12 protein-coding genes are annotated in these 15,359 nt (G+C 43.0%); 6 read left to right on the top strand and 6 right to left on the bottom strand.

Annotated features, from left to right (window positions below; all coding sequences use genetic code 11):
- Positions 1–167: 167 nt before the first annotated feature.
- Positions 168–2,108, bottom strand: coding sequence for an AAA family ATPase (locus VLA57_RS02735; protein ID WP_333954285.1), 1,941 nt, complete (start codon positions 2,106–2,108; stop codon positions 168–170).
- A 279-nt stretch (positions 2,109–2,387) separates the two neighbouring features.
- On the opposite strand from VLA57_RS02735, the gene exaC reads away from it, so the two are divergent.
- From exaC to VLA57_RS02750, 3 genes are all read left to right on the top strand, one after another.
- Positions 2,388–3,914 (top strand): acetaldehyde dehydrogenase ExaC, encoded by a 1,527-nt coding sequence (gene exaC, locus VLA57_RS02740; protein ID WP_333954286.1) that lies wholly within the window; start codon positions 2,388–2,390, stop codon positions 3,912–3,914.
- 109 nt (positions 3,915–4,023) lie between these two features.
- Positions 4,024–4,350: a DUF779 domain-containing protein gene (locus VLA57_RS02745; RefSeq protein ID WP_333954287.1), complete on the top strand. Its 327-nt coding sequence runs from the start codon at positions 4,024–4,026 to the stop codon at positions 4,348–4,350.
- Between the two features lie 206 nt (positions 4,351–4,556).
- Entirely contained in the window at positions 4,557–6,200 is a 1,644-nt protein-coding gene (locus tag VLA57_RS02750; RefSeq protein ID WP_333954288.1) for a GMC family oxidoreductase, read from the top strand.
- 48 nt (positions 6,201–6,248) lie between these two features.
- Here VLA57_RS02750 and VLA57_RS02755 read toward each other — a convergent pair whose 3' ends face one another.
- Positions 6,249–7,265 (bottom strand): NERD domain-containing protein, encoded by a 1,017-nt coding sequence (locus VLA57_RS02755; protein ID WP_333954289.1) that lies wholly within the window; start codon positions 7,263–7,265, stop codon positions 6,249–6,251.
- Positions 7,266–7,522: 257 nt separating this feature from the next.
- On the opposite strand from VLA57_RS02755, the gene VLA57_RS02760 reads away from it, so the two are divergent.
- Entirely contained in the window at positions 7,523–8,125 is a 603-nt protein-coding gene (locus tag VLA57_RS02760; RefSeq protein WP_133105044.1) for a YceI family protein, read from the top strand.
- Positions 8,126–8,205: 80 nt separating this feature from the next.
- On the opposite strand, the gene tkt is transcribed toward VLA57_RS02760, so the two are convergent.
- A complete protein-coding gene (tkt, locus tag VLA57_RS02765; RefSeq protein ID WP_333954291.1) occupies positions 8,206–10,203 on the bottom strand; it encodes a transketolase in 1,998 nt (665 codons plus the stop codon).
- Positions 10,204–10,515: 312 nt separating this feature from the next.
- Positions 10,516–11,802, bottom strand: a complete 1,287-nt coding sequence (gene serS, locus VLA57_RS02770; protein ID WP_333954292.1) for a serine--tRNA ligase — start codon at positions 11,800–11,802, stop codon at positions 10,516–10,518.
- A 450-nt stretch (positions 11,803–12,252) separates the two neighbouring features.
- On the opposite strand from serS, the gene VLA57_RS02775 reads away from it, so the two are divergent.
- A complete protein-coding gene (locus VLA57_RS02775) occupies positions 12,253–12,915 on the top strand; it encodes a YcxB family protein (protein ID WP_011514171.1) in 663 nt (220 codons plus the stop codon).
- 241 nt (positions 12,916–13,156) lie between these two features.
- Complete coding sequence (locus tag VLA57_RS02780; RefSeq protein WP_020444039.1) at positions 13,157–13,642, top strand: Dps family protein; 486 nt, start codon at positions 13,157–13,159, stop codon at positions 13,640–13,642.
- Positions 13,643–13,735: 93 nt separating this feature from the next.
- Here VLA57_RS02780 and VLA57_RS02785 read toward each other — a convergent pair whose 3' ends face one another.
- Both VLA57_RS02785 and hda read right to left on the bottom strand, forming a co-directional pair.
- Complete coding sequence (locus VLA57_RS02785) at positions 13,736–14,437, bottom strand: DUF2057 family protein (RefSeq protein ID WP_333954293.1); 702 nt, start codon at positions 14,435–14,437, stop codon at positions 13,736–13,738.
- A gap of 55 nt (positions 14,438–14,492) precedes the next feature.
- The gene (gene hda, locus VLA57_RS02790) at positions 14,493–15,305 is read right to left on the bottom strand and encodes a DnaA regulatory inactivator Hda (protein WP_011514174.1); all 813 of its coding nucleotides are present in this window, start codon (positions 15,303–15,305) and stop codon (positions 14,493–14,495) included.
- Positions 15,306–15,359 lie beyond the last annotated feature (54 nt).

The following is a 15,359-nucleotide window of genomic DNA, read 5'->3' on the forward strand; positions in this document are numbered from 1 at the left end:
GGTTAATTCTTCTTGCTTGCTGTAGCTAGCCGACAGAGTCTGAGAATAATGAACCCCAGTAGCTCTGCACCCTTTTAAAAGTGGATTAACTATATAGGCAGTCGCGAATAAAACAGTTACAGATGAAAGAATCATCTGTAAAAAACGTACTTATGACTTAAGAATGACTACGGAGTAATAAATATCAATGCCAAACGAATGGTATTGTAATCAGCGCTTTGTTTTAAATGCTCAAATATCGGACGCAGCTTGATACTACCATCATCATTAAAGTCGTTCGGGTTATTAGCGACTTTAATCGCCACATAAGCATTACCTACTGCCGTCATCACCTCATCCTCTGGACGCAAATGATCACAAGCAAGGCTAGGATCTTGAGATTTCAGCTCAGCAATATGACGCATAATGGTAGATTGTGACAGCTGACGCGCTTGCGAAATCTCTGCAATGGACAAACTTTCCTCTAATAATAGTCGTGTCGCGAGCAAAGTACTGTCTGACTTATCAGAGATTTGATTGCCAAGTTTCTGTTTTTTTCCTATTTGCGCTTGCTGCTGTTCACGGCGCTTTATTTGTAGGTTTGCATAGGCGTCAATCACTGACTTGCTTAATGTACCGCCCGATTTTAAAATAAACTTCTCATGCGCCTGTGTCATACTTTCTTCATCAAGCATTGCATAATTGGCATCCGCTTCATCAGATAACACCAAAAAGCGCTTATCTGCACCGCGTGCGAGTGGATCGAGTTGCAAGCTCATGTCATTCATACCAAGCAGTTGCAATCCTGCCAGCGATTTTAGCCGTGATAATGCCACATATCCTTGCCCAAGCTCAAAGGTACGTGACAAGTCAATCTCAGCAGCTTCAAGCGTCATACCTTGCGACTTATGAATGGTAATCGCCCAAGCTAGACATAATGGCACTTGCTCATAGCTTGCCAGCACATCGCCCGTCTCGTCCTCGATAATCCATTCTTCCGGTTCAGCGATAACCTCACGCCCAGTATTTAACCTAACCACTGGCATTTTTTGTGTCGTCGGCTTTTTAATTCTTGCTTTATCTTTTTTGGCTTTTTCTTTTGCGCTTTTGGCAGCCTGCTTATCGTTACCAACATCACTGTCTTTATCGCTACCAATATCATCGTCTTCGATTAAATTGTCACTACTGTCTTTGCTATCATCAATTTTGACAGCAGCAAAGCCAATCAGCTCACCCATCGTACCGTTAGACACGCCAAGCTCGGTATTGTTTTTGATAAACATCACTTTTGAGCCAACTTTTAATACCAAGTCATCTTGAGTACGAACCGTCTTCTTTAGCGTCTCAACCAGTTTACTATCGCCAACAGATGTGGCTTCAAAGCGCATCATCTCGCCAGATAAATCAGCCAACTCTTTATCATTGATCTTATTGACGTTGAGATTGTGGGTATAAAGGCGCGTGCGCTTGATATCGACGTTTTGATCAAAGGTAGCTTCTAAGGCAGCAATCGCCTCAAAGGTGACTTCTTGGCGACGGATTTGATTGAGAATATCGTCCAAATCAAGCCCACCATTCGCCGCTTCACTGACCTGTCGATGTTGCTCAGATAAGTAGCAGATGTGAAACTTGGCATCAAGCCATGCTTCTGACATAAAAGCAAACTTCTCACGATTGCTCTCGCCCTTGCTGCCAATCGGTGGTAACTGAAAAAAGTCTCCTGCAACAACGACTTGGATACCACCAAAAGCTTTGTCATTTTTGCGTACATGCTTAAGCACTTGGCTGACCAAATTAATCTGCTTGGCATGTAGCATGGATATCTCATCGATGATAAGTACCGCGGTATCTTTTAATCTATCTGCCAAAAACTGCTTACGTGATAAATTGGTTAAATCGCGATCCGTTAGCTCATCCTTAATACCAATGCCCGACCAACTATGGATCGTCGTGCCATTCATATGAGTGGCGGCAATGCCCGTACTCGCGGTGACGGCAACAGGTACACGGCGCGCGCGTAGATAATCAATATATTGGTTAAGTGTATAAGTCTTACCTGAACCTGCTGAGCCCGTCAAAAAGACGTTTTGACCTGTTTTTAAAATATCAAGAGCAGAAGATTGACGCATATATCCAAACCAACCAAGAGTATAAGAAAGAAAGCTGACAGGATTAAATTCATAACCATGACGAGCTAAAAGTATTTGACCTCAATTATAACAGCTACATCCATTTTGCGAACCACTTTAACCGTCCTACCTCGCATAACTTTAAGTTATGTGATACAAAGCATATCATTATAAAAAGTCATTATCGCTTGAAGCAAAAGCTCAGTACGATAGAGTCATAGCTTGGTCAGGATGGTCAAGTAAGGCTACATAACTATATTACACAACAAGGAATCGTTCATGTTATACGCTTATCCCAATACTGAAAACAGTCCCGTCCAATTCCGCAAAAAATATGATAACTTTATCAATGGTGAGTGGGTCGCGCCAATCGATGGCGAGTACTTTGACAACTCAAGTCCAATCGACGGTAAAATCTTCTGCCAGATCGCACGCTCAAAAGAAGCAGATGTCGAAGCAGCGCTAGATGCGGCTCATGCCGCCAAAGACGCATGGGGCAAAACCAGTGTCACTGAACGCTCTAATATGTTGCTTAAACTTGCCGACGGTATCGAAGCCAATTTAGAGGCTATCGCTATCGCCGAGAGCTATGAAAACGGTAAACCGGTACGTGAAACTCTAGCCGCAGATATTCCAATCGCCATTGACCATTTGCGTTACTTCGCTGGTGTGATTCGCGCGCAAGAAGGCGGCATTAGCCAAATTGATGAAGATACGGTCGCCTATCATTTTCATGAGCCACTTGGCGTCGTCGGTCAAATCATTCCTTGGAACTTCCCTATTCTAATGGCAATTTGGAAAATTGCGCCTGCTCTCGCAGCGGGTAACTGTGTCGTTCTTAAGCCTGCCGAGCAAACTCCTGCTTCTGTTTTGTATATGCTGGATTTAATAGGCGCGGCGGATATTCTTCCTAAAGGTGTTCTTAACGTCATTAACGGCTTTGGTGTTGAAGCTGGTAAACCAATTGCTTCTAACCCACGTATCGATAAAGTGTCCTTTACGGGTGAGACCACCACTGGTCGCTTAATTATGCAATACGCCAGTGAAAATATCATTCCAGTGACTCTAGAGCTGGGTGGAAAAAGTCCAAACATCTTCTTTGCCGATATCATGGATGAAGACGATGACTTCTTAGACAAAGCCGTCGAAGGTTTGGTCATGTTTGCGCTCAACCAAGGCGAAGTTTGTACTTGCCCATCACGCGCGCTCGTCCACGAAAGCATCTATGATGAATTTATGAAACGCTGTATCGCTCGCGTTAAAGCCATCAAAATGGGCAATCCGCTTGATACCGACACCATGATTGGCGCGCAAGCCAGCTCAGATCAGTTAGAGAAAATCCTCTCCTATCTCGATATCGGTAAAAAAGAAGGTGCAAAAGTCCTTGTCGGCGGTGAACTTGCCAAACATGATGGCGACATGGCAAACGGTTATTATGTACAGCCAACCATCTTTGAAGGCACCAATGATATGCGCGTGTTCCAAGAAGAAATCTTTGGTCCTGTGCTTGCCGTTACTACTTTTAAAGACGATGAAGAAGCGATGGCGCTCGCCAATGATACCTTATATGGTCTAGGTGCTGGTGTCTGGACACGTAATGGTACGCGCGCTTATCGTTTCGGTCGTGGCATCAAAGCCGGTCGCGTTTGGACGAATTGCTATCATCTCTATCCTGCGCATTCAGCGTTTGGCGGCTACAAACAGTCAGGTATTGGCCGCGAAAACCATCTGATGATGCTAGATCATTATCAGCAGACCAAAAATATGCTGGTATCATACAGTCCTAAAGCGATGGGCTTCTTTTAATCTAAAAGCATGTACTGATTTTAGATAAATAAATGCAATCTATCGTAAGGTAGATTGCATTTTTGCTTTAGTAAAGCATGAGCTATCCATAAATGATAAGGAAATTATTATGAACGTCACGCCGACAGAATCCTGTAAAGAGCTAATCGAACTATTAAAATCCAAGCATGGCGAATTGATGTTTCATCTATCAGGAGGCTGCTGCGATGGCAGCTCACCGATGTGTTATCCATTGGGCGAATTTAAAGTGGGCGGACAAGATGTGCTGGTCGGTGAGCTCAGCGGCTGTCCGTTTTACATGGGCAAACCTCAATACAAATTGTGGCAACATACCGATCTGACCATTGATGTTGTCAATGGACGTGGTGCCAGTTTTTCACTTGAGATACCCGAAGGCAAGCGATTCATTGTGCGTTCAGAAGTCTGTTCGGTCTAACATTTAATAACAGACAATAAGATATCAGACTTACTACGCCGCCCTTTTTTATTACCCAAACAATTGATATATATGAAAATTTATAACAACCTTATACCTTGTAGTCATTTTTACTTCATTATTGCAGCAAAATAATAGATACTCTAAAGCGTAACCTATTTCAATAAATACGTTTTAATGAGCATGGATGCTACAGGGAATATAAAATGGAACTTGATGGAAACTTTGATTACGTCATCGTTGGTGGCGGTTCAGCTGGCTGTGTGCTTGCCAGCCGATTAACAGAAAACCCAGACATCAGTGTCTGCTTGTTAGAATATGGTGGTGAGGGCAAAGACTTGGCAGTTCGCGTACCTGCTGGACTGATTTTGATGGTGCCGGGCAAGCCACTAAAATTAAACAATTGGTGCTTTCACACTACTCCGCAAACACATCTCAATAACCGACGCGGCTTTCAACCGCGCGGTCAATGTTTGGGTGGCTCATCTGCCATCAATGCCATGATTTATACTCGTGGCAGTGCGCTTGATTATGAACGCTGGGTTGAGCAAGGTTGCACAGGTTGGGGTTTTGATGATGTACTGCCTTACTTTATCAAATCAGAAAACAATATCCACGGCGCGGACGAGCTGCATGGTGATAGTGGACCACTGCATGTCAGTGATTTACTAAGTCCACGTGATATCTCAAAAGCCTTTGTAGAAGCTGCCATTGCCAATGGTTTAGATCAAAATGATGACTTTAACGGCAAAAAACAAGACGGTGCAGGATTATATCAAGTCACCCATTTTCATGGGGAAAAACAAGGTCAACGCTGCTCTGCGGCGGCGGCTTATTTACATCCAGTACAAAGCCGACCTAATTTAACCGTTATCACCCACGCACAAGCCAATCGCGTCATCTTTGATGGCAAGCAAGCGACTGGTGTGGCCTATGAAAAGGATGGTGTCGACCATACCGTGATGGCACGTCACGAAGTCATCTTATCAGGTGGTGCTTTTGGCTCACCCAAAGTTCTGATGCTATCAGGCATTGGTCCTGCTGAACATTTGCAGTCTCATGGCATCGATGTATTGGTAGATGCACCCGACGTTGGCGGTAACTTACAAGATCATTTAGATGTCGTCTTTGATTACGAGGTCAATACTACCGATGTCATTGGTCTTGGTATAGCAACTATTTCAACCTTGACCAAAAGTATTCGGCAATGGCGAAAAGATGGCACAGGTCTGTTATCTACCAATTATGCAGAAGCAGGCGCGTTCTTTAGCGTCGGTGACGACCCACAAGAATGGCCAAATACCCAGCTGCATTTTGTGATATCTCGCGTGATTGAACACGGACGTGATCTTAGACGGGGTTTTGCCGTTTCTTGTCATACCTGCTATTTACGCCCTGAAAGCCGTGGTACGGTCAGACTCGATTCTGCCAATCCCTCTGACGCCGTATTAATTGATCCAAACTATCTCTCGCATCCGAAAGATGTAGAGTATATGGTCGCTGGTGCAGAGCGTACGCGCGCCATTATGCAAGAGTCGCCAATGGCTGAATACATCACTGAGGACTACCCTGCGCCCTATATCGAAAAAGATGGTATGCTTGGCTATATCCGTAATAAATCAGACACTATCTACCACCCTGTAGGCACTTGTCGTATGGGCTCAGACAGCGATTCAGTCGTTGATTTAGAATTAAAAGTACGCGGCGTAAATGGACTAAGGGTCATCGATGCTTCAGTGATGCCAACCTTAATTAGTGCCAATACCAATGCACCGACGATTATGATTGCTGAAAAAATAGCAGACCTTATCAAGGCGAATCACGTGCATGCTGAGTCAGTCTCTGCTTAACATAGTCCAAGATGATTATTTGAGCCCAAAATCAAGTTTCATTTGGGCTCAATTTGTGTTGACTACTCCGCGACATTTTGGAAATTGGCTACAACCAAAAAAGGTCTGCCCAAGATGTGCGCCTTTTTTTGCAACGCGTTTGACCATCTCACTATTACATCTCGGGCAAGTTGGTGCTTGGATGAAATTAGCTATATTGTCTATCGCCACAAGTGTCGCAGGGTAATGCACTTGTGGCTCAGTCTCTATAACCTCAAAGGGTGTGAGAAAAACCTTATCAGTAATATCATGCGGCGAACTTATCTGCTGAGTACTCAAACTATCAATTGGTAAATTGCTAGATTCAATCTCAGTTTGACCAGACCATCGATGCACTTCTCTGCTTTTTAGCCTGGCTCGTTTAGCGGTTTCTTTTACTATCGGCTCAGATGTAGACTTATCAGTAGTTGTAACAACTGACTTACCATTAGAGTTATTGCTAGACGACTTACTTGGATTGCTATGCTTATCCTTTAGATAGGCTTTGTGCTCTCTATTAGTGCGCCACGACTTACTAAATCTATTGCTTTCAATCTGCTCAACGATAGATTGAACCTCATCTTCGCTTAATATCTTATCCTGCTTTCTTTTAATATAAGACACCATCCCACTCGTCAATACGTGCTCCGGCAACTCATCGCGAGTTTTTAGCTCACATTCACCGATGAACGCAATCATCGAATGAAAGTAGCTCATATCTAATGCTAATAAATCCGCCAGCGTTTTAATATGCAAATAATTCTGACGTAATGGGTTTTGGAATTTATACTTGCGACCCATAATGACTTGCGTCCACTGTCTTTGCGCCTCATTACCAAATATCCAGCCTTTATAATTTTTGGTTTCGATGACAAAGATGCCGTATTTAGAGACAATGACATGATCAATTTGGGTACTACCACCATTGGCTAATGGTAAAGTAATATTATTTAAACGATGATAAAGGTCTTTTTCTAGCTTCAACCACATGGCAACATTAATGACTGTTTCACCTAAAACACCTTTGAAGCTGGACATGAGGGACATAATCGTCTTCCAATGAAAAAGATAAAAACACTTATGATTAAAATAGCATGCTGTCTGTCTTAAACCATTTACCTAACACGCCTCAAGCGCTTATAACTTTAATAGTACATTGAAATCGCTTAATTGTAGTAGGATATCACCTTACTATAGTCGATTGATTTTAAAAAGAATAGAGCACGGATTAATTACTATAGAACCACTTAAATTAAATTATTTTAACTACTGATATACCTCCTATTTCTCTTTGGATCAGACATATGACCACACCTGTCACCTCTTTGCTGAAAATCACACTCAGCAGCTGCCTACTATTATCATTACCAGTCATGGGATTGGCGGCGACCGTTCCGCAAAAATGGAAACTGGACGTCCCAAAGACCAATGTCGAGTTCGAGGTCAAGTATTTGGGGAAAGCCACGACTGACGGCAGGTTCAATAAGGTCAATGGCGCCATCAATTATGACGTCAATAAACCTGCAAGCACGACCATTAATTTTACCGTTTTTACCAATAGTATCGATACTGATCGCAGCTTGAGAGATTCATTTTTGCGTCGAAAGGAGCTTTTGAATACGAAACAATATCCGACGATGACTTTTGTTTCTAAAAAAGTCAGCATGATAAATGCTAAAGAAGCTAATGTGACTGGTGATTTTACGGTATTAGGTCAAACCAAACCTTTGACGGTGAGAGTAACGTTATCAGATGTAGAGAATGATCCTGTCACCTCTAGACCTACCTTAAAATTTCGCGCGACGGGTTTGGTAGATCGTTACAACTACGGGGTTACTGCTTTTCCAAAAGTGATTAGCAATATTATCCCGCTTGAGATATCAGGGAAACTGATTGCTGCTAATTAAGCTTTGAAAGACTTAAAAGAACATAAAAAAAGAGTTGCTAGAAATCCTAGCAACTCTTTTTTTTGGGCAGTCTTAAATACTTACACCAAACTATTTACCGCCTCAACTACCGCGTCAGTCGTGATACCAAACTCTTTATATAGCTCATCAGCAGGTGCTGATTCACCATAAGTCGTCATGCCAATCACTTTACCGTCTAAACCAACGAACTTATGCCAGTAATCGACGTGTGCCGCTTCTACAGCGACGCGGACACGGATATTGGCTGGCAATACCGCTTCACGGTAGCTAGTATCTTGCTCAACGAAGATTTCTGCACACGGCATAGAGACCACACGTACACCGACGCCATTTTCGCTCAACGTCGCGTAAGCTTGCATAGCAAGACCGACTTCTGAGCCAGTTGCGATGATAATCGCTTGTAGCTCGCCTTGCTCTTTTGCAAGTACATAACCACCTTTGGTGATGTTTGCTACTTGCTCGCTGTCACGCGCTTGGTGTGGCAAGCTTTGACGGCTGAAAATCAAGGCAGATGGATTATTTTCTGATTTAATTGCCTCAACCCAAGCGCTTGCTGATTCGGTCGCATCACAAGGACGCCATGTACGTAGATTTGGCGTGGTACGCAAGCTGGTCAATTGCTCAACTGGCTGATGCGTTGGACCATCTTCACCCAGACCGATTGAGTCATGGGTATAGACATGAATCACACGCTGCTTCATGAGCGCGCCCATACGTACCGCATTACGTGCGTATTCCATAAACATAAGGAAGGTCGCAACATAAGGAACAAAGCCGCCATGCAGTGCGATGCCGTTAGCAATCGCCGTCATACCGAATTCGCGCACGCCATAATAGATATAGTTGCCAGCGTCATCGTCTTGGATGCCTTTGGCGTCTTTAAATAGCGTGAGGTTTGAGCCTGCTAAATCCGCCGAGCCACCAAGTAATTCTGGCAATAATGGCTGTAAGGTATTGATGGCATTTTGGCTGGCCTTACGACTGGCAACATCACCGCCCTGCTCTTGAGTTTGCTGGATATACTCTTGTGCTTTTTGCTCAAAATCAGCTGGTAAGTCACCCTCTAAACGACGAAGTAACTCAGTTGCTAACTCTGGATAAGCCTTCTTATAAGCGTCAAAGTTCGCGTTCCAGTTTTTCTGTAAGACGTCGCCTTTCGCTTTACCATCCCATGCTTGATAGATTTCATCATCTAGCTCAAACGGCGCATGCGTCCAAGATAGCGCATCACGGGTTAAAACGATTTCATCATCGCCAAGTGGCGCACCATGACTGGCTGCTAAGCCTTGTTTGTTTGGGCTACCAGCGCCAATAGTCGTTTTGCAAATTATTAAGCTTGGCTTAGTCGTTTCTTCAATCGCTTGCTCAGTCGCTTGCGTAATCTCATTGGTATCATGACCATCGACCTTGATAACTTGCCAGCCATAAGATTCAAAGCGCGCTTGCGTATCATCAGTGAACCAGCCGTCGACATCACCATCAATTGAGATGCCATTGTCATCATAGAAAAACACCAATTTGCCAAGCTCTAACGTGCCAGCCAATGAGCAGACTTCATGACTGATGCCTTCCATCAAACAACCATCGCCTAAGAAGGCATAAGTATGATGATCGACAATATTATGACCATCACGATTAAATTGCGCTGCCAACGTTTTTTCTGCAATTGCAAAACCAACCGCATTGGCAATACCTTGCCCTAATGGACCAGTGGTGGTTTCAACACCTGGCGTATAGCCAAGCTCTGGATGACCCGGCGTTTTCGAATGTAATTGACGGAAACCTTTTAGGTCATCAACGCTAACGTCATAGCCTGATAAATGTAGCAACGAATAGATAAGCATCGAGCCATGACCGTTTGATAAGACAAAACGGTCACGGTTGTGCCAGCTTGGGTCAGCAGGATTATGCTTTAAAAACTTGCGCCACAAAACTTCGGCAATATCAGCCATGCCCATTGGTGCACCCGGGTGCCCAGAATTGGCTTTTTGAACCGCGTCGAATGACAGTACGCGGATGGCATTGGCTAATTTACGTTCGCTAATTGGAGCTGGCATAGAGTGTCCTAATATTCGGGTAGAATTATGGAGGATAAGAGGAGAGTTTACTCAGAGGGTCATAAAATAAGGACGCAATGGGCGCCCTTAACGAATAATCTGTAAATACAGGGGTAATATTAACATATTTGCACTCTATCTAGCGCAAAAATGCGCTGACAGAACCGTTCGTATTTAATAATAATTTGTATCAGTTTTATCAATTTGACGGATACCTACTGTAATAAAACACAATCGGCGAGCCTGAATACCAACTCACTAATTGCATCACTCATCAAATAACTATATGTCAAAAACCCACATATCAAAAAACTATAATAAAATGGTGTCAGCACCGCCCATAAACGGACGCAATACTTCTGGAATCGTAATACTACCATCAGCATTTTGATAATTTTCCATCACTGCCAATAATGTACGACCTACTGCTAAACCCGAACCGTTTAAGGTATGTGCAAGACTAGTTTGTTTACCATCTTTAACACGTGTACCCATACGGCGTGCTTGGAAATCGCCACAGTTTGAGCAGCTTGAGATTTCACGATAGGTCTCTTGGCTTGGCAACCAGACTTCGATATCATAAGTTTTTTGGGCGGCAAAGCCCATATCACCGGTGGACAATTTGACGGTGCGGTATGGCAAATTAAGCTGCTGTAAAATAAATTCTGCTTGTCCAGTCATCGCTTCAAGCAGCTCATCTGATTGCTCAGCTGTGGCAATATTAACCATTTCGACTTTTTCAAACTGATGCTGACGAATCAGACCACGGGTATCACGACCATGCGAGCCAGCTTCACTACGGAAACACGGCGTATGCGCGGTGAACTTTAATGGCAGCTCTTTGATATCCAAGCGCTCACCGCGTACCAAGTTGGTCATCGGTACTTCTGCGGTTGGAATCAGATAAAAATCCATGTCACCATTATTCGTATGATTGCTTAGCTTAAACAAATCATCTTCAAACTTTGGCAGCTGACCTGTACCCTTTAAACTTTCAGAATTAACAATATACGGCACATAAGTTTCAGTATAGCCATACTTGATCGTATGGGTATTGAGCATGAATTGAATCAAGGCGCGATGCATCTGCGCCAATTGTCCTTTTAAAACATTAAAGCGACTTCCTGTAAGCTTGGTTGCTGCTTCAAAATCGAGCATACCCAGTGTCTCACCAATATGCGTATGATCTTTAATCTCAAAATCAAACTCACGCGGTATGCCCCATTTGCGTACTTCGACGTTATCGTCTTCTGATGTACCAACTGGCACATCTGCTGCTGGGATATTTGGAATTTGCATTGCTGCTTGGCTAATGCGCTCTTGTAAGGTACGTAGCTCGTCTTCGGCTGTCTTAATCTCACCACTGACACTTTGCATCTCAGCAAGCAACTCACTAGCATCTTCGCCAGATTTTTTAAGCACGCCAACTTGTTTTGCGCCTGTATTACGGCGCGACTGCAACTCTTCGGTCTTTACTTGTAGCGATTTACGTTCGTTCTCAATATTTTGCCAGAACGCTATATCAAGCGTATAACCACGGGTGGCCAATTGCTGCTGTAAATCTGTCAAATCGCCGCGTAAGAGTTTTGGGTCTATCATAGTAGGTGCCTGTCGCGCTAAAAGTGGATAAAAGGTGTGAAAATAATGAAAATCTGAGCTCTATAGCCTGATTTTGCTTAAAATTAGGTGGTAGACGCTATAATACCAAGCTGCGGCTGTTTTGGCCATGTTTTGGCAGTTTTTTACCCATCTCTTGACTGAGTTTTGAGTTTCTATTCTCTTAATTTTTAAATAGGAAATAGTTATTCATATTAACGTGCTAATAATATAATTTAAGGTCGCAAGCTCTCTATAAATGTGACTTACCTTTACTAATGGCTTAAATATGGTGTCTATTAGCGAACAGAGTGGCTTATATGTTTCATTTAAGGGCGATTTTCGGTAAGATAAGCGCATATCTTTATTCTATTTCCAGCCAAATATTACCTTGTTATCGACGTTTGGCGCTTTTAATTTAACGTTTTCACTATAAGTCTTTGAGAAACCTTTATGGCTCTGTACCCCTACACGCTGCAACCTGTTGCCTTAAACCTAACCGAGGCAGAATTCCACCAAGCACAGTATGAGCTATTTTCTAGTGCCAGCCCGTCATTTGGTCTGTCGAGTATCAAGCTTAAAGAATGGATTATCATGGCAGTCGCTGTAGTTTTAGCCGTTGCTGGGCTGGTTTTTTTGACCGGTTATTCGACCATTATTTTTTGGCTGATGCTAGCAGCCGTTGTTATTTACCTACTGGTTCGTACGCTTGGTTTTAAATGGTATGTGAAAAGAGAGTTTGAAAAGCAAGTCGCTGAGCAAGAAATGCCTGATGAGATGCGCCAAATGAAACTAGGTGTACAGAAGCATGGTCTGGTAATGGCAGTGCCGGTCAATCAGTCAGATATGTTTAGTAGCAATCAGATGCGCGGTATGCAGATGCGTGCAGGCAGCACCCAACAAGCGGTGATTCCTTGGAGCGCTGTGAAGAGCTGGGATGAGACCGACGACTATATCTTTATGATGTTTGAGATGAAAGGTCAGCAAGGCAGTCAGATTATTCCTAAACGCTTGCAAGCTCAAAAATTCCCTATCGATACAGTACGCCAGCATTTATTAGAAGTAGTCGCAGTAAAAGGTCTGAACTCTGAAAGCTTACAGATACCTGCTAAATAGGCTTATTGCTTTCTGTTAGACCAAGGATTTAGTTGTTTTATAAAATATATTACAAATTTTAATTTGATTAATTTAACTTATTTTTGCATGCTTGCTACAATAGTAAGCATCGAAGGTTGAGTAACGCGTAGTAAGCGGTTATTTAGGCTTTAGTTTAATAATCGCTCGCTATAAATTGCTTAAGTTTAAAGGTTTAATAACTTGATGTTTGAACCCTACACTCAATGAAAAGGATAATATAATGAGTAACAATAATAACGACACTAACCAGATCGGTCTAGAAAAAGCAGATATGAGCGAAGTCATCAGCAAGTTAAATGGTCTGCTATCTAGCTATCATATGTTTTATATCAATGTTCGTGGTTATCATTGGAACGTCAAAGGTGAGCATTTCTTCACTTTACATCCAAAGTTTGAAGAGCTATATACCGCGCTGCAAATCCAAATCGATGAAATCGCTGAACGTATTTTGACCCTAGGCGGCACACCGTTACATGCTTATAGCGATTTTGCTGAGCATACCAGCATTCAAGAAGATAAGAACGTTAAAGACGGCACTACTTGTGTTAAAGGCGTTGTGACAGGTTTACAAGAGCTAATTGAAGAACAACGTCAAGTATCGACTCTAGCAGCAGAAGCAGAAGATCAGGGTTCAGCGGATCTTGTTGATGCTTATGTACAAGAGCAAGAAAAATTAATATGGATGTATAATGCTTTTTTGGGCTAAAAGCTGAATAGTCACAAAATCTAAGATATAAAAAAAGCACCTAATATAGGTGCTTTTTTTATGTGCAATCTTTTTACTTTTTTATCTCAAAGCTTACTTTTGCATCCATTGACGCATTTTTTCACGCTCAGCAGGTGTGGCTTGTAGCCAAATTTGCATAAACTGATCAAGTGAACTGGTAGATGCGTTGACACTTGTCGTTTGCGTCACAGTAGCACCTGTAGTTGCTGACTTGTTAGTACTTACGGATGGCTGATCGAGTGCAGCTATCGCACGCTGGTTTTGTAGCTCAACATCACCGCTACCACCGAATACGCCACCTAATGCTTTACCAAGACCTGAGAATAAGCTATTGCTATTACCACCGACACTTTCTTGACTGGCAATGATGGTGTTATTACTTTGTATCGCAAGCGTTGGACGCTCAGCATACTTCTTGGCAGCTGCATAGTCTTCTGGCTGATTTGGCATGGTTAAGCGATAGGTCTGATTGTCTGCCAATTCAGCGGCAACACTGACGTTACCTGAACGCAAATAATCATGCTCATCACGGCGCAGATCATAAAGACGATCATATTTAGCGGTAATCACATGCTTACCTGGCTGCAAGGTAAATGACTTGGTCAATGGCTGAAGAAGACTCTGTGTCAGCTCTTGACCATTAATTGCCGTCACTTTAATATGATCATCGACCACTAAAGTAACTGCTGCTTGAGACAGCATAGACACAGAAGCTGCCCCAACAAACACAGCGCTGATAGACAGTTTTTTTAGCAAAGACGCATTTGATTTCATAATTTTTCCAATAGTAGTAAAAAGCATTTCGGATAGAAAGTTTGTGTTCTGACTGCTAAAAATCAAGTGGCATCGTATGCTGAGTATGATGGTCTTGATCAGCGGCATCATTGTCTACTTGCGATTCCTGTGCGATATCAGCAAGTTCAGCAGCAAGCGTCTGCTCATCAATCGTACGCAGCGCGTCAGCAATGACCGCTTTTGATATATTACTACGACCCAAGTTGGAAAACATGGGTTGAATGTAATTGAGCACCTCCATCATTGCGCCAATACGATGCGGTCCTTCAGTGAGCAGATAATTGGTAATACGTTCATCAAACTGCCAACCACGCCTGCGCAATATCGACTGTAATAATGCTTCGCGGTCTGCAAAATCATGTCCTGTCGGTACTTTGAATGAGGGCGCTTGTGCCAAACGGGTGAGCAAATCCCTCAATTGAAACGGCAGCTCGGATGCAGGCTTATTAGCGGCAAATAAAAGTTGGCGCTGCCCTTCGCGGCTACGATTGATCAGATGAAATAAAGCTTCTTGCCATTGACTGTTTTGTTCAATGACTTCCAAATCATCGATCGCAATCAAAGAGAAATTTTCTAGCGATGATAATACATTGACATCGGTATGAATCAACTCGTTTAACGACAGACAAATCGCTGACTTGTCCATCTCAATAAACGACTCACAAATAGCGGATAATAAGTGCGATTTGCCAGTAGCAGGACTGCCAAATAGGTACAGCTGACCTATCAGGCCGACATGGAGCTGCCGTACTGCATCGATAATAGACATCCAACCCGGACCGGCGAAGTCGCTGAGACTTGCATCATGCTTTATGTCCAGATTGAGACTTAGCTGTGCTTCTGCCATGAATCATCAACTCGGTTTGCGTAGCACAATCAATAAAAAGGCTAAACGACTAAT

It is taken from the genome of Psychrobacter sp. S4(2024) (assembly GCF_036861305.1).
Lineage (GTDB): Bacteria > Pseudomonadota > Gammaproteobacteria > Pseudomonadales > Moraxellaceae > Psychrobacter > Psychrobacter cryohalolentis.